Below are 23,732 nucleotides of genomic sequence, written 5' to 3'. Positions count from 1 at the left end.
ATGGGTATTATAAAAAAAATATTCAATAAATCCCGTTCTCAAGAAGACGGGATTTTTTTTGAAGAAATGAGAAAACTACTGGGTTTCAATCCAATAGAACTATCACACTATCGCAGGGCGTTTACACACCGCTCATCAAACAAAACCGATGCAAACGGTAGCCCTGTCAACTATGAGCGTCTGGAATTTTTAGGAGACGCCATGTTAGGGTCGGTTATTGCTGCACACTTATTTAACGAGGTACCTACCGGAGACGAAGGCTACCTTACCAAAATGCGCTCTAAAATCGTAAGTCGCGAACACCTCAACGAGTTGGGCCGCGATCTAAACCTTATCAAATGGGTAGAAAGCAAAGTATCTACTCAGCATTTTGGTGAAAATATACACGGAAATCTATTCGAAGCCTTTATAGGGGCTATCTATCTTGACAGAGGGTTTTCTTATTGTGAAAAGTTTATCAATAAGAAAGTTATAGCTCCCTATGTTGATATTCCTAAACTTGAAGGCAAAGTTATAAGTTACAAAAGCCTGGTTATTGAATGGTGCCAAAAAGAAAAGAAACAGTTTCACTACGATGTTTTTGAAGACAACGGTAACGAAGGTGTAAAATATTTTGGTGTACGGTTAAAAATAGACGGCAAAGTTATTGCTAAAGCCAGAGCTACTTCAAAAAAGAAAGCAGAAGAAAAAGCATCCCAAAGAGCCTATTTTGCATTTCAGGAAAAAATTAACAAAAAATAGATCAATTTAACACTAAACTATAACGTTTTCGTTGATAATTTACCGTTAACTTAATTTTAAGACTGTTTTTTGTAATTTATAAGTAGTATATTTACGACTTATTATTTTGAATAATAATGGCTATTCACAAACTGCTGATTGATGATTTTGTAACAATCGATTATGAATTGATTGCCATACACTCTTCACTGGAAGATTACAGGCTTGCTTATTTCATTAATCGTGAACTATCCATTCTTCTGGAAAAAAGCCCTAAAAATATAGGTATTAAAGTAAAGGAAGGTGAAAGCTGTTTTTCAAGATTTATTTATGAGGATATAGATAAAGACATTACCTGGAACCTTATAGAAAACAAAAACACCATCGTGAGCAAGCAAGAGGAAAACATATCTCTGTTTGATGCTGCGGGACTCGATGTGAGCACTAATGTCTTCCTATTACCGGAATTCAAGAAAGTGGATTACATTATAAAAATAGAAAATATTTGTGGCCATTTAGCGTTGGAGGAACTCATAGAAAAGCTCCTTAAAATACGCCATGTAACCACCGCTTATAAAATTGACCATCAAAAACTAAAATCGAAAAACAATTTAATTTTTTAAGAATGCCAACAAGAAAAAAAACTAAAATTGTAGCTACACTGGGACCTGCCTGCAGCACAAGAGAAGTATTAAAAGAAATGATTGATGCAGGTGTTAACGTTTTCAGGATTAACTTTTCACATGCCGATTACACTGACGTTAAAGAACGTATAAACATTATAAGAAGCCTTAATGACGAATTCGGTTATAATACCGCTATCCTTGCCGACCTACAGGGTCCTAAGCTAAGGGTAGGTGTTATGAAAGAAGATGTAGTTGTAAACAGAGGTGATGTAATTACCTTTACTACTGCAGAAGATGTACTTGGAACTGCAGAAAAGGTATACATGAATTACAAAGAATTCCCTAACGATGTAAATCCGGGAGAAAGAATATTACTTGATGACGGTAAACTTATTTTTGAAGTTCTTGAAACTAACAGAGTTGATGAAGTAAAAGCTATCGTTATACAGGGCGGACCTTTAAAATCTAAAAAAGGAGTTAACCTTCCTAATACTAAAGTATCGTTACCTGCGCTTACACAAAAAGACATTAAAGATGCTATTTTTGCCATTAAGGAAGAGGTAGACTGGATTGCTCTTTCATTTGTAAGAACTCCTAAAGACCTTGAAGAACTTCAGGATCTTATTGCAGAGCATTCAAGCTATAAAATTCCGATTATTGCAAAAATCGAAAAGCCTGAAGCCGTAGAGAACATCGATAAGATTGTTGCATTTTGTGATGCTCTTATGGTTGCCCGTGGTGACCTTGGTGTGGAAGTTCCTGCTCAGGAAGTCCCACTTATCCAGAAAAAACTGGTTAACCGCGCTAAAACTGCACGTATCCCTGTAATTATCGCTACACAAATGATGGAAACGATGATTACCAGCCTTACTCCTACCAGAGCAGAGGTTAACGACGTTGCAAACTCAGTAATGGACGGTGCCGATGCAGTAATGCTTTCAGGAGAGACATCTGTAGGTAACTATCCGGTACAGGTAATTGAGAGAATGACTCAGATTATTGAGGCTGTAGAAGATTCTCCACTTATCACAGTACCTCAAAACACACCACAGGTAAGAACTAAACGTTTTATTACAAAATCTATCTGTTATCACGCTGCACAAATGGCAAATGTTATTAAAGCAAAAGCGATTTGTACACTAACCAACAGTGGTTATACTGCTTTCCAGATATCTGCATGGAGACCAAACGCACATATTCTTGTATTTACTTCAAACAGAAGGATACTAACGCAAATGAACCTTTTATGGGGAGTTAATGCTTTCCATTACGATAAGTTCTTAAGTACAGATGAGACTGTAGACGATATAAATGCTGTTGCTAAAGAAATGGGCTATGTAGAAAAAGGAGACATGCTTATTAACCTTGCAGCTATGCCGGTTGTAGAAAAAGGTATGGTAAACACATTAAGGGTATCTGAAATTTAATAGTATCCTTTTAAAAATATATCTAAAGTCCGTTTAACAACGGACTTTATTTTTTATCATGGAAAATATTTATATTTGAAGAAAAACAATCACACACAAATGAACCTTAAATCTAACAATCCGTTTTTAAAGAACAAATCTTTTACCAAGCCTGTAGAAACCACTGTTTTTGATGAAGAAGGCCGCCCTGTGGAAATTATTGATTACAATAACACCATGACAATAAACGGCGCGATTAATAAAAGTTTTATCCTGTTATTTGTACTGCTGGCGAGTTCTTTTTTTACATGGTACATGATTAATATCGGCCAAAATCCTTATGTCGTTGCAATTACCGGAGGATTAATAGGGTTTGCAATGGTTTTAGTTGCATCTTTTAAACCAAACTACTCACAGTACCTGGCTCCGGCATATGCCCTTTTTGAAGGTATGTTTATAGGAGGTATTTCTGCCGTTTTCGCTTTATATTATTATCCTGAAATAATAATGCAGGCTGTACTGGGTACATTTGTAACCTTTATTGTTTGCTTTTTGTTATACAGGTTTAAAGTAGTGAAAGTCACAGAGCAATTTAAATCTATAGTGGTTGCAGCAACTTTTGCAATAGTTACTTATTATCTTATCAGCTGGATATTTTCATTATTCACTTCTTGGCAGCCTGTACATCACGGAAACTCTTTAATGAGTATTGGTATAAGCGTTTTTGTAATTGTAATTGCTGCACTTAACCTTTTTCTTGATTTTGACATGATAGAGCAGGGTGCTAAAAAACGTCTTCCAAAATACATGGAGTGGTTTAGTGCAATGGGCTTATTAATAACACTTGTTTGGTTATATCTTGAAATACTAAGATTGCTTGCCAAACTATCAAGCAGAGACTAATAAATCTTTATAAAAGCAAGCCACCTTACAGGTGGCTTTTTTTTGATGTAATCAGAAATCAAACTTTAACTGAACTGCAACCACGGTTTTCTTCTCGCCTTCTTTTACATCGGTATTTAAATTTGCCAGGGAAATACCTAAAAGCCTAACCGAATCTTTTGGCTTTTCCTGATATAGAAGTTCTTTTACCGTTTCAATAATAAGAGCCCTGTCGGTAATAAAATAAGGAAGAGTTTTACTTCGTGTCTGTACGGTAAAATCGCTGTACTTAATTTTAAGCGTAATGGTTTTTCCGGCAATCTTTTTTTTGCGCAGCCTCCTGTCAAGTTCTTTTGCTATATCATCCAGTTTCTCCAGCATAAAAACCTCCGATACCAGATTCTCAAAAAAAGTATGCTCTGTGCCTACAGATTTGACAATCCTGTCGGGTTTTACCTCGCTGGTATGGATTCCCCTAACCACATGATAATAATACGCCCCAGACTTCCCAAAATGCTCCGTAAGATATTCAACGCTCTTTTCCTTAAGCTCCTTACCCGTAAAAATACCCAACTGATACATCTTCTCGGTAGTTACCTTACCTACCCCATAAAACTTACCTATCGGTAAATTTTCAAGAAAATCGAGCACCTCATCAGGGTTAACGGTTTTTTGCCCATTAGGCTTGTTATAATCGCTGGCGACCTTTGCTATAAACTTATTGATAGATACTCCTGCCGATGCTGTTAATCCGGTTTCTTCAAAAATACGTTTCCTTATTTCCTGAGCTATCAGGCTTGCGCTCGGATTCCCTTTTTTGTTTTTGGTAACATCTAAATAAGCCTCATCAAGCGAGAGCGGCTCTACCAAATCAGTATAATCCAGAAAGATAGTACGTATGCGTTGGGAAATTTCACGATATCTGTCAAAACGGGGTTTTACAAAAATAAGCTCCGGACATCGCTTTCTTGCGAGATACCCGCTCATGGCACTACGAACACCAAATTTACGGGCCTCATAACTCGCTGCCGAAACCACTCCCCTTTCCGAACCTCCGCCTACAGCAACAGGCTTACCACGCAACTCGGGATTATCAAGCTGCTCAACAGAGGCATAAAAGGCATCCATATCCACATGGATTATTTTGCGTAACGGCAATTCCATACGGTAAAATTAATGCTTATTGGCCAAAAATCAGGTTTTGTTTTCGCTTCTTAAACTCGGAAAGAAAAATGAGGCCGGCTTGTGCTTAAAGTGTTTCCAGATGGAACTTATTACTGGCCTTACCTCAGATATTGGGATATTACGGGAACGGAAGGCAAGCCCCATGGAAAGCCCGAAACTTACAAGGAAGTTGATTAACCCAATAATACCTATACCAAAAACACCCCAGAATAACATGGCGTTTGATACATTATAATTTGCACCATATATACCTAACGCAAGGTTACCACTGGCAAACGTAATGTGGCGTATATCTATATTTAGTCCCAGGAATATCCCTATGGAAGCTGTACTTCCCATAAAAACACCAAACCAAAAATTAGAAACAATACCCGCCCAGCGCTTTTCATACCATTCAGAAAGTTTTTTGGTTTTTACCCTGCCCAAACTTAATTTTAATAACGGATGTTCCTGTATACGGTAATACATCTGCTCATGCTTGTCCCTGTTAGCAACACTTCCCGCAATAATCCCCGAAAGAAAAAGGAATACTCCCGCAATAGCCGCATGAAACATCGCCAGCGAATGTATTGGACTTAAATCATTTATAAGCTTATACCATTTGGTTAATGCAAGGTTATAGTTAAAGGCTTCGTCAATAAGCCATATACCCAATAATGCTACCGGAAATGCAAACAATACGTTACCTACAAAAGCAATAAACTGAGAACGGAATACCCTGGCAAAGAATTCGGCAAAAGCTTTGTGTTTTTCTGTTTCATCCACTCCCTGAGACTTACGCCCTACTTCAAGCGCGCGAATTAGTGCTGAAGCTGTCATTGCCGGCTGCTTGGTAGCAAGGGTAAAACCGCACAGGTAAATACCTATAAAGGCAAAAGCATAATTAAGACTGTAGAAAAATGCATGACCAAAGGCACTGTTATCCATCATAGAGAGGAAAACCTTTATTATACAGGCAAAGGCAACAATTATACCTCCGCCGGCAGCAGTCCAGAACATTTTGAAATATTCATTTCTGTCTTTGGTAATATAATGTTCACCTGTTTTTGCGGTATGCTGGGTTACCTCATAAGATAAGAGCTGAGTACTCTCGCTTATAAGCTTTCTTACATTGGTTTTATCACAATTGTACTCAATCAGGTCAAAAGACAACTTAATACTGTTTTTACGGGCACAATCTGCATCCTCAAGTACCAGTAAAGGCAGTAATGTCTGTAAACGGAAAAGCTGTTGCCTAATACGCAAAAGACTTTGGTTTACCCTTAACGATATGCCGTACTTCTCACTGTTCTTAAAAGCTAGCTGTACATACTCCAAACATTGTTTATGCAGTATAAGTAATTGTTTATATCCAAGATCTTTTGGTGCCAAAAAATTATTTTTCTCACTTATAAGCTTTTCTGTAAGCAGTGCAAATTCCTTTTGAAATTCCAGAAACGGACTTTCGAGGTTTTCGTATTCGGGAACCATTTTAATCACTTCGCTTTCCATGGCACGCCCTGCAATCCTATGGATAAGGGCGTCAATAGCAAAAAGCAATTCGGCCAACGGGCTTTTTGCAGCCACCGAAGTATAGATGGAACTGAACTTAACAAGATCGAAAAGGGACTCAATTTGCTCATAAGGAATCTTTCTTATCCAGATAGGATCGGTTTTCACAAAGAATACCTGATTTAAAACATATTCAAGAGTATCCTTTTTCGGCTGATCGGGTATCAGCTTTGCAAACATCCTTTTTCTTACTTCATAGAAAAAGTCAGCATCGGTAAGTATTCCGGCATCAGTAAGTATCTTGTTAAACCTCTTATTTTTAAGGATACCTTTCAGGTATTTGGAAAATCCCGCGCTATAGTTTTCATTCTCCCTGAGCAACTTTATAAGATTGCTTATATCAACCGAATAGACACCATTAAGATCTTTAGGCCTTATGATATCTACCAGCTCGGCAAGCAGGTCAACCTCATCTGCCTTATATTCCCAAAGATTGTTTTCTTCAAAGTTTATTTTGAAGAATTCTTCGAGTGTGGCTTTTGGTCGGGGTTTTCTAAATCTCATAAAAACAGTAGCAGGATTTACTATGCTTGCGTAAAAATACAAATAGCACTTCATATTTTCACTACCTTGCAGTTAATTTTAGCATCGGATTATGATTGAAATTGAGCGAAAATTCCTCGTTTTGAATAATAGCTTTAAAAACGAGGCTACAGGCCACAAAAGAATTGTACAGGGGTATCTTAGCTCTAACCCCGAAAGAACCGTTAGAGTGCGCTTAAAAGGCGAAAACGGGTATTTAACAATAAAAGGCAAAGGTAACGAAAGTGGCACTACGCGAATGGAATGGGAAAAAGAGATTACGCCTGCCGAAGCAGAACAGCTTTTGCAACTTTGTGAAAGCGGTAGTATTGACAAAGTGCGCTATGAAATTCCGTATGGTGAACATATTTATGAAGTTGACGAGTTTTTTGGAGACAATAACGGGTTGGTTCTTGCCGAAATTGAACTGAACGATGAAAATGAAAATTTTATAAAACCTTCCTGGCTGGGCGAAGAAGTTACCGGAGATAACCGATACTACAATGCTTACCTAAGCAATAACCCTTATACTTCATGGAAGAAATAAAAACCAATTATGACCTGCTTATCATTGGCGGAGGCCCCATAGGTATGGCCTGTGCCATAGCTGCAAAGCGTGAAGGCATTAATTATATCGTTATTGAAAAAGGTTCTCTGGTAAACAGTTTGTTTAATTACCCTCTATACATGACGTTCTTCTCTACTGCCGAAAGATTAGAGATAGGCGATATTCCCTTTAGCTGCATTGCTCCTAAACCCGGCAGGCAGGAAGCTCTTGAATATTACCGCAATATTCAGCGTCACTTCAGGCTTAAAATAAACCTGTTTGAAAATGCAGAAGCTGTTAAGAAGAATAAATCCGCTTTTGAGGTAACTACAAACAAGGCAATCTATTCAGCAAAGAAAGTTATAATCGCTACCGGATTTTATGATATTCCAATTTACATGGATGTTCCGGGAGAAGACCTGCCAAAAGTAAGTCACTATTACAAAGAGGCCCATGAATATGCCTTTAGGAAAGTAGTTGTGGTGGGTGCCAACAACTCATCGGTAGATGCTGCTTTGGAGTGCTGGCGAAAAGGAGCCGAAGTAACTATGGTAATCCGCAAAAATGAAATAAACCCAAGGGTAAAGTATTGGGTTAAACCCGATGTGGAAAACCGTATAGCCGAAGGCAGTATTAAAGCCTATTTTAATTCCAACATCACCAAAATAAGAGACGGTTATGTAGACATACAAACTCCGGACGGCCCTGTTTCCATAGAAAATGACTTTGTATTGGCGCTAACAGGTTACAGGCCGGATATTGATTTCCTTAAAAAGGCTGGTATAAACATAGAAGGCGTAAACTGCATACCACAATACAATCCCGATACAATGGAAACCAATGTTAACGGATTATATCTTGCCGGTGTGGTTTGCGGTGGAATGGAAACCCATAAATGGTTTATTGAAAATTCCCGCATTCATGCCGACATGATAATAAGCGATATAATTAAAAAAGCCTGAGCTGCTCGCCTTTTGTGCCGTCAAATAAATGAGTTGCCAAAGGCTGAATCTTTTTATCCTTAAAATATTTTTGCCTCGCAATCTTAAAGGTATTATGTATCATCTGTGCCATATTACCTTCACCCACCTTTCGTTTGGCAACGCTTTTTTCACCCAGTTTGCCGCCATGAAGCGATGCTATCTGGTTAAGAACCTTTTCTTTCCTGTCAGGATAATGTTCTTCCAGCCATTCTATAAAAACAGGCTCAACTGTATCATTTAATCTCACCAGTGTATACCCAAATCCTAAAGCTCCTTTTTCTGCAATTGCTTCAGCAATAGGCAGTATCTCCATAGTATTAAGTCCCGGGATCATAGGCGCAATCATTACATGGCTCGGAATTCCTTCTTTTGAGATGGTTTCAAGAGCCTGCATTTTTGTTTTGGCAGATGATGTACGTGGTTCAAGTTTTCTTCTCAACTCTTCATTGATTGTAGGGATACTAAATGAAACCGTAACAAGGTTCTTTTCTGCCAGTTGGGTAAGTATGTCTATGTCACGGGTTACCAAGGCATTTTTTGTAAGTATACTTACCGGATGCCTGTATTCCAAGCACACCTGTAATAGCGCTCTTGTTATTTTAAGCTTTCGCTCTACAGGCTGGTAACAATCTGTATTACCCGAAAGCATAATTGGCTCTGGTTTGTATCCCTTCTTTTTAAAGAACTGTTCCAATAATTCCGGTGCATTTTTCTTGGCGAGAATCATTCTTTCAAAATCAACTCCTGCACTATAACCCCAGTATTCGTGTGTTGGCCTGGCATAGCAATAAGCACAGCCATGTTCACAGCCTTGATACGGATTCATTGAATAAGCCATTGCCAGATCCGGGCTTTTTACCTTGTTAACTATTGTTTTAGGGAAAATCGTCTGTATCTGTGTTTTAACCACCTTTTCCTCAAAGTCATCATCATAAATAGACTTATCATAACGGTTCTTTTCAAAGTGATTATGCACATTGGCAACCGCTCCCTGCCCTTTTATTTCCTGTTTCATAATACCCTCCTGCTTTTATGCTAAGATAACAACTATAAGATTATTTTCTTATAGTTGTTAGAAAATATTACTAACATTAACAGAAGATATAATCCTGCCCAATTTTGTAGTTTTGTAAAAACACCTAACAAAAACCTATGACAACTTTAGATTTTACTGTAGGCGAAGCAGCCATTACTTTTTATAATAACGATTGGGGAAAAGAAACAGTAACCTATAACGGTAAGGTCGTTTCAGAAAAGACTTCAATTTTTGGTACACGTCATGAATTTACAGTTGACAATGACACTTATGAGCTTATTACCTCATTCGTTATCAATTCAACTATAGGATTAAAAACGCAGTTACGCAAAAACGGAAGGTTGCAGGAAGAGAAAACTTCAGGACAAAGCCTCTTACATCTCGTAATAGGCATTGCTGCCTTAGCAATAGTAATAGAAGTATTCAGAGCTCTTTTTTAAGCTATATCCTGCTTTTCAAAGTTTATATTCCTGAATTGTATATTAGACTCAAGAGAAGTAATAAACTCCTGTTCGTAATCCAGCCTTTCTAAGCAGTCCTCTATTTGGGTACGGGTGAATTTGGTTTTTTCAATTTCTGTTTCTGCTTTGTCGGAATATTCGATATCATGTTTCTCCTTCAGAGTATCAATAAGCTCTGCAAAAGTAATATCGGTATCCTCAAAAGCATTGTAAGACCAAATATCATTTTTACTTACATAAACTTCAAGTTCAGTATAAAATTTAAGACTGTTTTCCCTATTCTCCCTAAACAGTATCAGGGCACGTTTGCGGCTTGAACGCATATGGGCGTCTTCAAAAGAATTACTTGCATAAAACAACGCAACCATAAGGAAAGCAGTTGTAGCCATCAGCATAAAATCCATAGTAGTAATTTTGTTTGTTCGAAACAAATGTATATTAAAAACATTCACAAAATGAGGAGGTTATCATTTTTGCCATTCTTCTAATTTCGTTAACAAAATCTTAAGTTTTGTTGAGCTTTTTTTATTAAAAAAACAAAACCGCCCGATAAAATAAATTTATCAGACGGTTTTACATAAAACAAACAATTAATCAAATAATCCGGACTACCCCAAATTATATTATTTCCATCCGCCCCCTAACGCTTTGTAAAGGTTAATTACGGCCAGATATTGCCTATATTTATTTTCAACTAAATCAAGCTCGGCATTTAGCGCACTGTATTTAGCTGTTAATGATTCCAGATAGTTTACAAGTCCGTACTCAAGTAACTCATCTGAGTAATCAGATGCCTTTCTAAGAGCCTCAACCTGCTTATCTCTTATAGTAAGTTTCTTGGTTTCATTATTGTATTGTGCTAATGCATCCGATACTTCTTTACCGGCATTAACTAACGACTGTTCAAACTGTATGTAAGCCTGCTCCTTGTTGGCTTTAGCCACTTCGTTTTGAGTTCTTATCTGTCTTTGGTTAAAGATAGGCTGAGTTAGTCCGCCTACTATATTAGCAAACAATGAATTGGCGCTGAACCACTGACTTACATCAATACTTTGTAAACCTCCTGTTGCCGTAATAGTAAACTGAGGATAAAAGTTTGCCCTTGCCACATTGGTAAGCTCAAACTTATTGATAAGGTTATATTCGGCTGCAATTACATCAGGCCTGTTTTTAAGAAGCGAAGCAGAATATCCCAGTTTAATATCAGGATTTAAAACCTGTTCTTCAAGCGTAGATCTTTCGATAGCATGAGGAGCTTCACCTAAAAGAATACTCATTACATTCTCCATCAGTATTATGTTGGTCTTAACATCCTCAATAATAAGTTCTGTAGCATATTTTTGAGCTTCCGTTTGCTGTACGGCAACTTCATTTACACTCCCTGATTCTTTTAGGGCCAGAATTGCATCAACACTCTCATTACGATTAATAAGCGTTTCTTCTGCCACTTTTAACTGTGCATCAAGCGCTAAAAGCTGATAATAGGTGTTAGCTATATCAGTAATTACTTTAGTCTTTACTGCCTGATTAGCCGCTATAGTCTGTAAATAGGTAGCATTAGCTGCACGCTTATTACTACGGATCTTACCCCAGATATCGGCTTCCCACGAAAGATTTGCACTTAACTGGTACTGGTCCAGCGACCCGTTGAAAAAACTACCAAACTGGCTGTTTTTTGCAAATTCCTGGTGAGTAAGGGTTGCTGTACCGTTTAAAGACGGAAAATAACCTGCTTTAGCCTGCTTTAAATAAGCGTTTGCCGCATTAATGTTCTGTATAGCTATTCCTATGTCAAAATTGTTCTGTAGGCCTTTATTTATATGCTGCTGCAAAACTGGATCTGTAAACAGTTTATCCCACGATACATCTGCAAGTGATGTACTGTCCTGAGCCACTACCTCTGTCCTGTAGAGGTTCTCTGCCTTAACATCCGGCCTTTCGTAGTCTTTGGCAACCAGACAGGACTGCATAATCAATCCTGCACCTGCCAAAAGAACTACTCTGTATATTTTTAAATTTCTCATTTTCTTCTGAAACTATAATTATGCTTCCTTATTTTCTGTTTCCACTAGCTTAGGCCCGCCTGATATCCTTTCCTGAAGTCCCTGGAATATTACAAACAGTACCGGTATTACAAATACCCCGAATACGGTACCAATAAGCATACCTCCTACGGCACCCATACCTATAGAGCGGTTACCTACAGCACCTACCCCGTTAGCAAGCGCAAGTGGTAAAAGTCCCAGTATAAATGCAAACGACGTCATAAGGATAGGCCTTAAACGTGCCTTAGCACCCTCAATAGCCGATTCGGCAAGGCTCATGCCATGACGCCTTCGCTGGATGGCAAATTCTACAATAAGGATAGCGTTCTTAGCGAGGAGACCTATAAGCATTATTAGTGCTACCTGGAAATAAATATTGTTTTCCATACCTGCAAGCTTAACAAAGCCAATTGCTCCCGCTATACCCACAGGTAAAGAAAGGATAACCGATAAAGGAACGATATAACTCTCATACTGCGCACTTAAAAGGAAGTACACAAATATTAAGCTTAAAAGGAATACTCCCATCTGCTGGTTACCGGCTAGGATTTCCTCACGGGTCATACCCGAAAATTCATAAGTATATGTTTTAGGCAGGTGTTGAGCAGCTACTTCCTGAATAGCCTTAATAGCATCACCTGAACTGTATCCCGGATTTGCCTTACCGTTTACGTTAACCGCTTTTAAAAGGTTGAAACGGGCAACAGCTTCCGGACCATATATTTTCTTAAAGTCGATAAACTGGCTAATGGCAACCATTTGTCCGGCTGCATTACGTACATAAATATTGTTTATCGATTTTTCGTCCGCTCTTGAATCCGGTTTTGCCTGTATCATTACACGGAACTGTTTACCAAATCGGTTAAAGTCTGTTGTATAAAGACCTCCGTAGTAACCCTGCATGGTATTGAATATATCGCTAACCGATACACCCGCATCCTTAGCCCTTTCCACATTAATATCCATTTGATATTGCGGGAAGCCAGGGTTAAAGTTGGTTATGGCATATTGTACTTCCGGTCTTTTAGACAACTCAGCAAGGAACTCATTAGCAACTTTACTTACTGTTGTCCAGTCGTCATCTCCCTTATCCTGAAGTTTAAACTCAAAACCATCGGCAGTACCAAATCCCTGTACACTTGGAGGTGTAAAGAATAATGCCCTTGCATCTTTAAATCCGGCGGTACGGCCAAACAATTCTTTTACTATAGCATCTACAGACTGGTTGTCTTCTGTCCTTTCACTCCAGTCTTTAAGCTTGATTACAGAGAAAGCGTAAGAACTACCATTGATACCGTTAAGTAAACTGAACCCAACAATATTCATCCTTGCTTCTACCATTGGCATAGAAACTAATATTGAATCCAGCTGATTTACTGCCTTTTGGGTCTTTTCCAATGTCGTTCCAGGAGGCATGGTAATATCTGCCATGATTATACCACGGTCTTCATTAGGAATAAATCCTGTAGGGGTTGTAGTGAAAAGGAAATAGGTTATACCTGTAAATACAAGAAGCCCTAATACACCAACCCATTTTCTTTTTATAAGGAACCCAAGTGATTTGCTGTACTTGTTATTCATAGAGTCGAAACCGGCGTTGAAAGCTATAAAGAACCTGTCTTTAAAGTTTTTCTTTTTACCGTGTTCATGCTCATCATGAGGTTTAAGGAAAAGCGCACAAAGTGCCGGACTCAGCGTTAACGCGTTTACTGCCGAAATTAAGATAGATACGGCAAGTGTTATGGCAAATTGCTTATAGAAAACCCCTGAAGGACCATTAAGGAAAGATACCGGAATAAATACCGCCGACATTACAAGAGTAATGGAAACGATAGCCCCTGATATTTCACTCATGGCAGAAAGGGTTGCCTCCTTAGCCGATTTGGCACCTTCATCGAGTTTGGCGTGTACCGCCTCTACAACCACGATGGCGTCATCCACTACAATACCAATTGCCAATACTAATGCAAACAGCGTTAGCAGGTTTATGGAGAAGCCAAACAATTGCAGGAAGAAGAACGTACCGATAATAGCAACCGGAACCGCTATAGCCGGAATTAATGTAGATCTTACATCCTGAAGGAAAAGAAACACTACGATAAATACCAGTATAAAAGCTTCAACTAATGTATGGCTTACCTTATCAATAGATGCATCAAGGAATGTTTTTGTATTGTATGGTATCACATATTTAATACCCTCAGGGAAACTCGCTTTACTTTCTTCAAGAATGGTGTTAACCTCATCAATAATATCATTAGCGTTTGATCCCGATGTCTGGAATATACCAATAGCAACACCTTCGTTACCCATACCAAAGTTCTTAGAACCGTAGTTAAACGCTCCAAGCTCTACCGTAGCAACATCCTTAAGTCTTAAAAAGTTTCCGTTACCTACTGCCTTAACCACAATATCTTCATACTCCTTTGTGGTAGAAAGTCGGCCTTTGTATTTTATTACATATTCATAGATACCTTCGGCATTTTCTCCAAATTTACCTGGTGCTGCCTCTACGTTCTGTTCCTGTAGCGCTGCCTGAATATCTTTTGGAGAAAGGTTATAGGCAGACATTTTTTCAGGATCTATCCATATACGCATAGAGTAGTCCCTTGCACCAAATACGTTTACCTGACCTACACCTTTTACCCTTTGCAGGCTTGGTACAAGGTTAATTTTTGCGTAGTTCTGCACAAAAGTACCATCATATTCCTTGTTTGTGGAATACAGTGAAAGGAACATAAGCGCACTGGTTTGACTCTTTACTGTGGTAACCCCTGTTTGCAATACCGCCTGAGGCAGTTTACTGTTAGCACGTGCCACACGATTTTGTACGTTTACCGCAGCAATATCAGGATTAGTACCCAGTTCAAAGAAAACGCTTATTTTACCTGTACCGTCGTTTGCGGCAGAAGAGGTCATGTACGTCATCCCTTCCACACCGTTTATCTCTTCTTCCAGCGGTACGATAACACTGTTTAGTACCGTTTCGGCATTCGCTCCCGTATAGGTAGCTGTTACCTGAACGGTAGGAGGGGCAATTTCAGGATACTGCTCTACCGGCAGCGACATAAGCCCTAAAATACCCAATATGGTGATTAATATCGAAATTACGGTACTTAGTACCGGCCTTTCTATAAATGTTTTTAGCATAGTTTATCTTATTTTATGCGGAGTAACTTCTTATTTTTTTGCTGAAGCAGTTGTATCGGCAGCCTGTGCAGGTGCAGCTTCCTCTTTTTTAGACTGAGGCACAATCTGCTGCCCGTCCTTAAGTTTAGTAGCGCCTTCCACAACTATTACATCGCCGGGGTTTAATCCGTCCGTAACAATGTAGTTAAGTCCTGAAGTAGTGGCCACCTGTATTATTGTCGATTTTACTGTATTATCTTTATTTACAATGTAAATCATTTGTTTACCCTGCATATCCATAACTGCATTTTGGGGAACCAGTATGGCATTTTTCTTTTGTATAGGAAGCTGAACAACACCACTGCTCCCGCTTCTTAATATACTTTGCGGGTTAGGGAATTCTGCCCTGAACTCGGTAGTACCTGTTTGCGGATTGATTAAACCGTTTACAGTTCTAATACGGCCTTTTTCCTCATACACAGAACCATCAACCAATAAAAGATTAACATCCGGTGTGTTAGCAATTTTCTTAGCTAATGAATTTCCTTCAAACTCTCTTGTAAAATCAAGCATCTGTTTTTCGTTCATTGTAAAATAGGCACGCATTACTTTAGTATCTGCTACTGTAGTAAGCGGATCCTGCATTGTAGGGCTAACAAGACTACCTTCTTTATACGGAAGCCCTCCTACAACTCCGTTTACCGGAGATGTAATGGTTGCATAACCTATATTTGCTGCCACTGAACTATAGCTTGCCTGAGCCTGAGCCAGTTTAGCCTTAGCAGTTTCAAGCTGAACGTTACTTATAATTTTTCTGTCAACAAGAGGTTTAAGTCTGTCTACTTCAACCTGTGCAGCATCTACATTTGCTTTTGCAGCTGCAGCATCCTGGCTCAGGGTTTGGGTTTCCAGCTTAAATAAAAGCTGCCCTTTTTTAACTTCCTGACCCTCGTCTACATAAACTTTCTGGATAAATCCGGTAACTTTTGGCCTTATCTCAACATTTTGCTGACCCTCAAGGTTAGCAGTGTATTCCTCATATATAACAGCATCCTGTTGTGAAATAGTTTGAACAGGAAAAGGCATAGGGCCCATTTGTGGTGCCTGCTCCTGTTTTTTTCCACATGCCGTTACCATTAACATGGCGGCTACTGCTCCTAAAAATGATTTATTTCTCATTATTAATGTTTGAATTAAATTGATCTATTCTTTCTTTTTCTATCTGTTTAAACTGTTCAATTGTCTTTTCTAAAAGATTGCCTATTTCAAAAACGTGATCCTTATAGGCTTGTACGTGAGTGAGGTCAAAACGTTCTAAAGGGCATGAAGCTGTTCTTTCACGATACGACAACATTTTATCTACCAGTATCTTTTCCTGTTCCACCATTTTCACATAGCTCTCCAGCCTTTCGCTAAATGGTGCCGGTTTAAAGTATTTTTTTCTGTCACCCGGTAAAGTATAGTATCTTATCTTACCCATTTTAAGCAACAGGTTAAGATTTGTGGAAATAGAACTTTTACTTGCGGAAAGTTTTTCAACCAGCGCTTCAAAAGTCATTGCCTGTTTACAGTCTACTATAAGCGTACCCATAATACGGCCTGCCAACGGAGGCAAATTATAATGTGTCTCGAAATGGATGCCAAACAACTCCACCAGCTCATCCCTATCCTTGCTTAAATCTGACATTTTATAAAATTTTGAACAAATGTATAAAATTTAGTTCGGCTGAGACCGAACCAATCGAACTATTTTTTTGTTAAATTTTCTTTAACAAAAAAAACCGGCACAAGTGCCGGTTTTTTCTATTCAATTATTTCTATTTTAACCTTAGCGGTTCCTGAATTTTTATTGGATACTATTTCCATAAATGCCTTTTTTGTAAGATCTATTTCCAGAGTTTTGCTAAACGGCCCCCTGTCGTTAATTTTAACATCTACAAATTTTCCGTTCTTTTCATTTGTTACCCTTACAACAGTGCCAAAAGGAAGGCTTTTGTGTGCCGCAGTATATTTAGTATTATCAAAACGTTCTCCACTGGTTGTTTTTCTGCCGTTAAACTTATCGTGGTAGTAAGTGGCAAGAACATCTGTTTTATACATCTTTAAAACAGGAACAACCGTATCGTTTAATGAGGCAGGCTGATTACCCAGCACAAAAACTTTCTTTTCAGTTAAAACTGAAAAAGCCGATACAACCGTAAAAACAAAAATCCCGACAATAAAAATTACTCCTTTCTTCATACACAAAAAATTTATGCCTTTGCAGCAAATTAAATGCCACAAAATAAAAAAGGCCGCTTTGCGGCCTGAATATTTTTATGATAACCATGCACTCCATGGAATTCTACTTAGTAAAAGCAGGAATGCTATTGCATACATCCAGCCAATTTTTTTAAACTTAGCCTGGCTGTCTTCTGTTTTTTTATGTTTAGACCAACCTATAGTAATTAGTACAATTGCTATAATGTTGGTAAGCGGATGCTCTACAAGATACAATCTTAATGTACTGTCTTTCATTACAGCTCCCATACCGGCCTCTTTAGCTGTTTGCAAATAAGGGGAAACAAAATAAAGCACTATTCCCAACAATAACTGAATATGCGAAAATATAAGTGCAATCATTGATATTTTCCTGTCTTTTGGTGTAAAAACCCTTTTAGAGGATAAACCTGCAAAAGCATTTAAAACTGCAATTAATAAAAGTCCAAGCACGGCAAAAGCCCAGTAAGAGTGTAAGTCTAAAACAGATTGATACATAAAGTTAGTTTTTGTTCCTACAAAAATAGGAATTTTATCATTGCATAAGTCATAAAAATGAACCCCGCTTAAAGCGGGGTTCGGTGAAATTAAATAATCCTGCTGTATAATTAGAAATTAAATCTCATACCAAAGTTCCAGGTAGTACCGTTACCAAAGAACACATTGTTACTAACATTAATCCCTTTGTATGAATCATCACCGTCTTCAACCGGATTAGCCGATGTCATTTCAGACATATAAACTTCTCCAAAAAGGTTGTTCACATTTAATCGGAATGTTAAAGACGTTTCAGGGAATGTAAGCTTGTAAGTAGCTCCTGCATCAAAAATATCAAAAGAAGGTAATTCAATATTATTTTTTACTACGGCAGTACTGTAAAGATTATCGTAGTTTCTCCAGTCTACATCAACAGATAGTCTTCCTGTAGCTCTGTACACTAATCCAAATCCGTAAGTAGTTTGTGCACCTCCACCTACTTTACCACCCTCTATCTCAACAACCTCTTCATCAAGAAGATTTTGATTCTGATCAAAAGTTCTCTGATAAATGTTATCATCATAAGTCCAGTCACCAAAAGATCCGAAACCTTTAACATCAAGGAATGTAAACGGATGTGCTGCAAAATCAATCTCTATACCTTTGTGTAATTGTACCACACCGGAGTTATTATAATAGATTCTGTCCCCACTAATTTCATCTTCATCTGAAGTTGTCGTTACACGATCTTCCCATGTCGTTCTGTAAAGGTTTACATTAGCATCTATAAACTGGGTTCTTAATTTATAACCTAACTCAAGACCGGTTACCTTTTCATTTTCAGTTAATGGATTTACATCGTTACCAAAGTTAAGGTAGATATTATCGTGGTATGGCTGTCTTGAATAATAACCGGCATTACCAAAGAAAGTATGGTTTTCATTAATGTTATAGCTTACACCACCTTTAATATTGAAACCTGTATTGTTTACCTTAGGAGATTCTTCTTCAGCCTCTACATAACCAAATCTATCCCAACGGATATGAGATTGTGTAGAAACAGCTCCCTGAAAATAGGCAGAGAAAGAATCTGTAGCATATTCAACCTGCCCGAAAACACCTCCGTAGCTAATTCTTTCACTATAATCATAGTTTACTTTTTGATTGTCATCTGCTTTATCAAATAAAGAGCTCCAAGGTTTTGCACTAAATGCATCTGTTACAATATATCCACCTGGATATTGTGCATTATCAGTTGTTTCCCATCCGCTAAGACCTAAGAAATGGTTGATTGTTCTATAGTGATCTCCTTTATAAGTCCTTAAATCGATACCTGCATTATAGCTAAGATTATCTGTAATTTTATGGTTAAAGTTAGAAACCAAACCATACCAGGCATGGTTGTTAACCGAGTTACGAATTGCATAAGCACCATTACCCAGTGAACCTATAGCTCCGGGAAGAGCAGCGTTGTTCTCTGCAATAGCATCAAAATCAACATGACCGTCTGCAGTTCTTACTCTACCGCTACCCCAGTTACCGGTTCCGCCACCACGACCCCATGAAGCATATAATACTGTGGAAAGCTGCATTGCATCATTAATAGTAAAGTCCCAGTTAAAGTTAGCTACCGGTTTATGATAGTAGTTTCTTCTTTCTGACATATAATCACCATTATAATAACCGTAATTGTTATTATATTTTCTACCGTTAGTTAAATAACTTGAGATAGATTTAGTAAAGTTTTGGTCATGCCATTGTGGTGCACCAAAAATAAGGAAGTTGAAAAGGTGTTTTTCATTTGCTTTATATCCTGCAGATATAAAATAGTTTTGCCCCTCACCATAAGTTCCGCGGTTGTATCCGTCGCCACTCCATTTAGTAAGAAGGGCACTAAAACCCCATCCGTTTTCCATCATACCTGTGTTGTATGATACCGTATTTTTGATAAAATTGTTGTTTCCTATTGTAGACTGCGCAAAACCACCCTCTCTTAACTGAGTAGCTTTGGTAACAATGTTTACCGTACCACCCACAGATGAAATAGCAAGCTTAGAAGAACCTAGACCTCTTTGCACCTGTACTGAGCTGGCAACATCTGTCATACCGCTCCAGTTAGACCAGTACATATTACCGTCTTCCATACCGTTTATTGGCTGACCATTTAATAAGAATGCAGTATTTGTCTGGTCAAAACCACGTACATATACTTTTGAGTCACCAAAACCTCCTGCCTGACTCGCAACGTATACAGAAGGAGTGTTTTTCATAACCTCAGGAAAATCCTGGCTTCCTGATTTCTGCTGAATTTCTTTATAGCTTATTTTAGATACGGCAACAGGAGTTTTCCTGTCTTCCTCCATATCAATAACCCCGGCTCCTACTATAACAACGGCTTCCAGTTCTTCAGAATCTGTAAGTAGTGTTATAGAACCGATATTAAGTGTTTGTCCCGCATTAATTGTAAACGGAACAACTTTGGTTTCATAACCAATAAAAGAGATTAAAAGATCTCCCGAAGTTTTGCTCGTTTTAAGTGTAAATACACCATCTACATTAGCTGTAGTCCCTTCCGATGTACCTCTAACAAAAACGTTAGCTGCAGTTAAAGGTAAGTTAGTGTCGCCATCGATAACTGTACCTGTAATAGTTTCCTGTGCAAATGCAACTACTCCAAGCATAAGCATAGAAAAAGTGAATAAAAAGGTTTTAAAATTCTTCATTTTTACGCGTGTGTTTAAGTTTGAGCGCAAAATTTGTATTTTACCTCTAACCTCAGGTTAAGCAATTATTAAATACATACATATTTACAATATATTGATAATCAGAAAACTATTAGTTTAAAAAAAGTTAAAAAAACCTTTTACCCGTTTACTTTGAAGAAAACTTTTGTTTGCAGAATAGTAACCCGATTTTTTTGAATTAGGCATAAAAAAAGCCCGAATACTAATTCGGGCTTTTGTTTTATACATAACTTATTGAAGTTACAATGTGTTATTTTCTGTTTTTAAGAAAGTATTTTAACAGGAATTCAGTAGAATTATCGTGCTGTTTTACGTCTCCTGAATTGATCTCATCTAAGATAGAGTTAGCAAGCTGTTTTCCTAGTTCCACACCCCATTGGTCGTAACTAAAGATATTCCATATAACACCCTGAACAAATATCTTATGTTCATATAATGCTATAAGCGATCCTAAAGCTTCCGGAGTAAGTTTATCTATCAAAAGGGTATTTGTAGGCTTATTACCTGTAAATACCTTAAACGGGAGTAAAAATGCAGCTTTATCGCCATCTATACCCTGTTTGGCAAACTCTGCCTCAACCTGAGCTTCCGTCTTACCGTTAAGTAATGCCTCTGTTTGTGCAAAGAAGTTAGACATCAGTTTATCATGATGGTCTTTATTTCCATGTAACGGAGCCACAAAACCAATAAAATCAGTCGGGATAAGTTTCGTTCCCTGGTGTATTAACTGGAAGAAAGCGTGCTGAGAATTAGTTCCCGGCTCTCCCCATATAATGGTACCTGTTTGGTAATCTACCGTATTACCATTGCGGTCTACACTCTTACCGTTACTTTCCATTATACCCTGTTGCAGGTATGGAGCTAGTTTTTGCAGGTATTGGGTGTAAGGTATTAATGCTTCACTCTCGGCACCAAAGAAATTGTTGTACCAAATGCTTAGTAAAGCAAGTACTACCGGAATGTTTTTATCATGCTGTGCTGTCCTGAAATGCTCGTCCATATCATGAGCTCCTTTCAGTAACTTATCAAAATTATCAAACCCTACAGAAAGGCTTATGGAAAGACCCACCGCACTCCATAAAGAGAAACGTCCGCCTACCCAGTCCCACATAGGGAAGATATTATTTTTATCAATACCAAACTCGGTAACTTTACCAATGTTGGTAGATACAGCCACAAAATGTTTGGCCACATCCTGCTGCGAACCTGATTTAAGGAACCATTCCCTTACCGTTTGTGCATTAGAAAGTGTTTCCTGAGTGGTAAAGGTTTTAGATACAATTACAAAAAGTGTAGTTTCAGGATTAAGGCCTTTAAGGCTTTCCATTACATGGTCACCATCTACGTTTGATATAAAACGTACATTTAAATGGTTACGATAGTAAGCCAAAGCTTCCACAACCATAGCAGGACCTAAGTCACTACCACCTATACCAATGTTTACCACATCGGTAAATGTTTTTCCTGTATATCCTTTACGGGTTCCGTTTATAATATCGTTACAAAACTCCTGAATTTTACTTTTTACCGAGAAAACTTCCGGCATTACGTTCTCGCCATCAACTTTTACATCTGCAGTTTGCGGTGTTCTTAATGCGGTATGAAGCACTGCCCTGTTTTCTGTCCTGTTAATAGCATCTCCTGCAAAGTAGCTGTCAATTGCTGCTGCAAGACCCGATTCGCCTGCCAGTTTTACTAAAAGGTCTAAAGTTCGTTCGTTAACGATGTTTTTTGAGTAATCTACTAAAAAGTTATTCCACTGAATATGGAACTTTTCGCTCCTGTTATTATCAGCGGCAAACATCTCCTGCATGGAAGCATTCTGCATATCGGCATAATGCTTTTGTAATTCCTTCCAGGCTGCGGTACCTGTCGGATTGATATTTTCCATTGCCATTACTTATTATTATTAAATTTGAGGTTTGAGATACTGTCAAGTTCTTTCTTTAAAGGCTGCATATAAGCTTCATAACGCGGCATGTGCTCCTTCTTCATAGGTTCAGAGCTGGTAAACTTCTGCTTAAGCGCATCTACCTGTACACCATTTTTCCAGAAACGGTAGCAAACGTGAGGTCCCGTTGCAAGTCCTGTACTACCTACCTTACCTATAATTTGCCCCTGGCTTACCCTTTGTCCTGTTCTCACTAAAATCTTAGACATGTGCAGGTATTGTGTAGAGTACGTATTGTTGTGCTTTATTTTTACATAGTTACCGTTACCCGATGTATATCCTGCCCTTTCTACAACACCATGAGCCGTAGCCATGATAGGTGTTCCTGTAGGTGCGGCATAATCGGTACCGTTATGGGCTTTCCATCTTTTTTGTACCGGGTGAAAACGCTTTGGTGAAAAGCGTGAACTGATACGGCTAAATTTAAGGGGTGCCTTAAGGAACATACTCTTTAGCGCTTTACCTTCCTGATCGTAATAATCATAGGTCTTTGCCAGGGTATCCTGCTTAAAAGGGAAAGCATATATTTTATCTCCTTTATATTCAAAGAAAGACGCTTCTATATTTTTAATACCGGCATAAATGGTATCACTAATGTATGTTTCGTTTATTATGACACCAAACTTATCGCCTTTTTGTATTCTGAAGAAATCGACACTCCAGGCATAAATCTCCGAAAGTTCCTGAGCCACTGCCGGCCCTACTCCTTCTTTATCTAGTGTTCCGGCAAGCGAACCCTCAATCTCTCCCGCAATAATCCTGCGCTTAACCGTTACCGGGCGTTTCTTTTTATGTACGACAACCGAATCCCTCAGGTCTACTACATAATAACTAAGCTTATCAGGTTCATAAACAAATATCTTAAGATCGTTAGGTGCGTTTTTATCTTTAAAAAGTGTATAGGGTTTACCTACACGTATATCCCTTAGATTAAACGTATCCCTTATTTTTTGAGTTATATTATGTATGGTTACCGCATCAAAATTCTGTTTTGCAAGTAATGCTCCAAAAGTATCGCCACTCCTTATAGTGTCATGTACTACCTGAAAGCTGTCTACCACAAAGCCAAACTCTTTTATTATTTTAACCTCTTTTTTTGCTACAGGTTCTGGTATCTTTTCCTCTTCCTTTTTGTCGTTACACGCAATTAAAGTAGTTAATAATAATATGAAAGTAAGATATCTCAATTTTGATGTTTTATACGGTTA

Annotated in this window: 20 protein-coding genes; 7 read left to right on the top strand and 13 right to left on the bottom strand. The window is 38.2% G+C overall.

Going from position 1 to position 23,732, the window contains the following annotated elements:
* The 4 genes from rnc to NU09_RS14260 all read left to right on the top strand — a co-directional run bounded on the left by rnc (position 1) and on the right by NU09_RS14260 (position 3,655).
* A complete protein-coding gene (rnc, locus tag NU09_RS14275) occupies positions 1–741 on the top strand; it encodes a ribonuclease III (protein WP_129751981.1) in 741 nt (246 codons plus the stop codon).
* A gap of 116 nt (positions 742–857) precedes the next feature.
* Positions 858–1,343, top strand: a complete 486-nt coding sequence (locus NU09_RS14270; protein WP_129751980.1) for an IPExxxVDY family protein — start codon at positions 858–860, stop codon at positions 1,341–1,343.
* 2 nt (positions 1,344–1,345) lie between these two features.
* Positions 1,346–2,773, top strand: coding sequence for a pyruvate kinase (gene pyk / locus NU09_RS14265; protein WP_129751979.1), 1,428 nt, complete (start codon positions 1,346–1,348; stop codon positions 2,771–2,773).
* Between the two features lie 75 nt (positions 2,774–2,848).
* Positions 2,849–3,655 (top strand): Bax inhibitor-1/YccA family protein, encoded by an 807-nt coding sequence (locus tag NU09_RS14260; RefSeq protein WP_317125779.1) that lies wholly within the window; start codon positions 2,849–2,851, stop codon positions 3,653–3,655.
* 51 nt (positions 3,656–3,706) lie between these two features.
* Here NU09_RS14260 and dinB read toward each other — a convergent pair whose 3' ends face one another.
* Positions 3,707–4,798: a DNA polymerase IV gene (gene dinB, locus NU09_RS14255; protein ID WP_129751978.1), complete on the bottom strand. Its 1,092-nt coding sequence runs from the start codon at positions 4,796–4,798 to the stop codon at positions 3,707–3,709.
* Positions 4,799–4,828: 30 nt separating this feature from the next.
* Positions 4,829–6,874 carry a recombinase gene (locus tag NU09_RS14250; RefSeq protein WP_129751977.1) on the bottom strand — a complete coding sequence of 682 codons (2,046 nt, stop codon included), beginning with the start codon at positions 6,872–6,874 and terminating at the stop codon, positions 4,829–4,831.
* 91 nt (positions 6,875–6,965) lie between these two features.
* Between NU09_RS14250 and NU09_RS14245 the strand changes: the two genes are divergently transcribed.
* Positions 6,966–7,439 (top strand): CYTH domain-containing protein, encoded by a 474-nt coding sequence (locus NU09_RS14245; RefSeq protein ID WP_129751976.1) that lies wholly within the window; start codon positions 6,966–6,968, stop codon positions 7,437–7,439.
* Positions 7,427–8,401 carry a YpdA family putative bacillithiol disulfide reductase gene (locus NU09_RS14240; protein WP_129751975.1) on the top strand — a complete coding sequence of 325 codons (975 nt, stop codon included), beginning with the start codon at positions 7,427–7,429 and terminating at the stop codon, positions 8,399–8,401. The genes NU09_RS14245 and NU09_RS14240 overlap by 13 nt, the downstream gene beginning before the upstream one ends.
* On the opposite strand, the gene NU09_RS14235 is transcribed toward NU09_RS14240, so the two are convergent.
* Positions 8,388–9,437, bottom strand: a complete 1,050-nt coding sequence (locus NU09_RS14235) for a PA0069 family radical SAM protein (protein WP_129751974.1) — start codon at positions 9,435–9,437, stop codon at positions 8,388–8,390. The genes NU09_RS14240 and NU09_RS14235 overlap by 14 nt on opposite strands.
* Before the next feature lie 137 nt (positions 9,438–9,574).
* Between NU09_RS14235 and NU09_RS14230 the strand changes: the two genes are divergently transcribed.
* The gene (locus NU09_RS14230) at positions 9,575–9,898 is read left to right on the top strand and encodes a hypothetical protein (protein WP_129751973.1); all 324 of its coding nucleotides are present in this window, start codon (positions 9,575–9,577) and stop codon (positions 9,896–9,898) included.
* Here NU09_RS14230 and NU09_RS14225 read toward each other — a convergent pair.
* The 10 genes from NU09_RS14225 to NU09_RS14180 form a co-directional block, all read right to left on the bottom strand.
* On the bottom strand, positions 9,895–10,323 hold the full coding sequence (locus NU09_RS14225; RefSeq protein WP_129751972.1) for a hypothetical protein: 429 nt from the start codon (positions 10,321–10,323) through the stop codon (positions 9,895–9,897). The two genes, NU09_RS14230 and NU09_RS14225, sit on opposite strands and share 4 nt — an antisense overlap.
* Positions 10,324–10,542: 219 nt before the next feature.
* Positions 10,543–11,943, bottom strand: coding sequence for an efflux transporter outer membrane subunit (locus tag NU09_RS14220; protein WP_129751971.1), 1,401 nt, complete (start codon positions 11,941–11,943; stop codon positions 10,543–10,545).
* An 18-nt stretch (positions 11,944–11,961) separates the two neighbouring features.
* A complete protein-coding gene (locus NU09_RS14215) occupies positions 11,962–15,114 on the bottom strand; it encodes an efflux RND transporter permease subunit (protein WP_129751970.1) in 3,153 nt (1,050 codons plus the stop codon).
* A 30-nt stretch (positions 15,115–15,144) separates the two neighbouring features.
* Complete coding sequence (locus tag NU09_RS14210; RefSeq protein ID WP_129751969.1) at positions 15,145–16,272, bottom strand: efflux RND transporter periplasmic adaptor subunit; 1,128 nt, start codon at positions 16,270–16,272, stop codon at positions 15,145–15,147.
* Positions 16,262–16,780, bottom strand: coding sequence for a GbsR/MarR family transcriptional regulator (locus tag NU09_RS14205; protein ID WP_129751968.1), 519 nt, complete (start codon positions 16,778–16,780; stop codon positions 16,262–16,264). Before NU09_RS14205 ends, NU09_RS14210 begins: the two co-directional genes overlap by 11 nt.
* Before the next feature lie 116 nt (positions 16,781–16,896).
* Positions 16,897–17,340, bottom strand: a complete 444-nt coding sequence (locus NU09_RS14200; RefSeq protein ID WP_410501059.1) for a septal ring lytic transglycosylase RlpA family protein — start codon at positions 17,338–17,340, stop codon at positions 16,897–16,899.
* A 69-nt stretch (positions 17,341–17,409) separates the two neighbouring features.
* Positions 17,410–17,850 (bottom strand): hypothetical protein, encoded by a 441-nt coding sequence (locus NU09_RS14195; RefSeq protein WP_129751966.1) that lies wholly within the window; start codon positions 17,848–17,850, stop codon positions 17,410–17,412.
* A gap of 110 nt (positions 17,851–17,960) precedes the next feature.
* Positions 17,961–20,552: a TonB-dependent receptor gene (locus NU09_RS14190; protein WP_129751965.1), complete on the bottom strand. Its 2,592-nt coding sequence runs from the start codon at positions 20,550–20,552 to the stop codon at positions 17,961–17,963.
* Positions 20,553–20,823: 271 nt separating this feature from the next.
* On the bottom strand, positions 20,824–22,470 hold the full coding sequence (gene pgi / locus NU09_RS14185) for a glucose-6-phosphate isomerase (protein WP_129751964.1): 1,647 nt from the start codon (positions 22,468–22,470) through the stop codon (positions 20,824–20,826).
* Positions 22,470–23,711, bottom strand: coding sequence for a M23 family metallopeptidase (locus NU09_RS14180; protein ID WP_129751963.1), 1,242 nt, complete (start codon positions 23,709–23,711; stop codon positions 22,470–22,472). The genes pgi and NU09_RS14180 overlap by 1 nt, the downstream gene beginning before the upstream one ends.
* Positions 23,712–23,732 lie beyond the last annotated feature (21 nt).

This window comes from Flavobacterium beibuense, assembly GCF_004151245.1.
GTDB lineage: Bacteria > Bacteroidota > Bacteroidia > Flavobacteriales > Flavobacteriaceae > Flavobacterium > Flavobacterium beibuense_A.
The sequence above is the reverse complement of the archived record's forward strand: the minus strand, read 5'-3'. Positions and strand labels throughout refer to the sequence as shown.

Coding starts and splice junctions, on each gene's coding strand:
- rnc (WP_129751981.1), top strand. CDS start 1: ATGGGTATTATAAAAAAAATATTCAATAAATCCCGTTCTCAAGAAGAC.
- NU09_RS14270 (WP_129751980.1), top strand. CDS start 858: ATGGCTATTCACAAACTGCTGATTGATGATTTTGTAACAATCGATTAT.
- pyk (WP_129751979.1), top strand. CDS start 1,346: ATGCCAACAAGAAAAAAAACTAAAATTGTAGCTACACTGGGACCTGCC.
- dinB (WP_129751978.1), bottom strand. CDS start 4,798: ATGGAATTGCCGTTACGCAAAATAATCCATGTGGATATGGATGCCTTT.
- NU09_RS14250 (WP_129751977.1), bottom strand. CDS start 6,874: ATGAGATTTAGAAAACCCCGACCAAAAGCCACACTCGAAGAATTCTTC.
- NU09_RS14245 (WP_129751976.1), top strand. CDS start 6,966: ATGATTGAAATTGAGCGAAAATTCCTCGTTTTGAATAATAGCTTTAAA.
- NU09_RS14240 (WP_129751975.1), top strand. CDS start 7,427: ATGGAAGAAATAAAAACCAATTATGACCTGCTTATCATTGGCGGAGGC.
- NU09_RS14235 (WP_129751974.1), bottom strand. CDS start 9,437: ATGAAACAGGAAATAAAAGGGCAGGGAGCGGTTGCCAATGTGCATAAT.
- NU09_RS14230 (WP_129751973.1), top strand. CDS start 9,575: ATGACAACTTTAGATTTTACTGTAGGCGAAGCAGCCATTACTTTTTAT.
- NU09_RS14225 (WP_129751972.1), bottom strand. CDS start 10,323: ATGGATTTTATGCTGATGGCTACAACTGCTTTCCTTATGGTTGCGTTG.
- NU09_RS14220 (WP_129751971.1), bottom strand. CDS start 11,943: ATGAGAAATTTAAAAATATACAGAGTAGTTCTTTTGGCAGGTGCAGGA.
- NU09_RS14215 (WP_129751970.1), bottom strand. CDS start 15,114: ATGCTAAAAACATTTATAGAAAGGCCGGTACTAAGTACCGTAATTTCG.
- NU09_RS14210 (WP_129751969.1), bottom strand. CDS start 16,272: ATGAGAAATAAATCATTTTTAGGAGCAGTAGCCGCCATGTTAATGGTA.
- NU09_RS14205 (WP_129751968.1), bottom strand. CDS start 16,780: ATGTCAGATTTAAGCAAGGATAGGGATGAGCTGGTGGAGTTGTTTGGC.
- NU09_RS14195 (WP_129751966.1), bottom strand. CDS start 17,850: ATGTATCAATCTGTTTTAGACTTACACTCTTACTGGGCTTTTGCCGTG.
- NU09_RS14190 (WP_129751965.1), bottom strand. CDS start 20,552: ATGAAGAATTTTAAAACCTTTTTATTCACTTTTTCTATGCTTATGCTT.
- pgi (WP_129751964.1), bottom strand. CDS start 22,470: ATGGCAATGGAAAATATCAATCCGACAGGTACCGCAGCCTGGAAGGAA.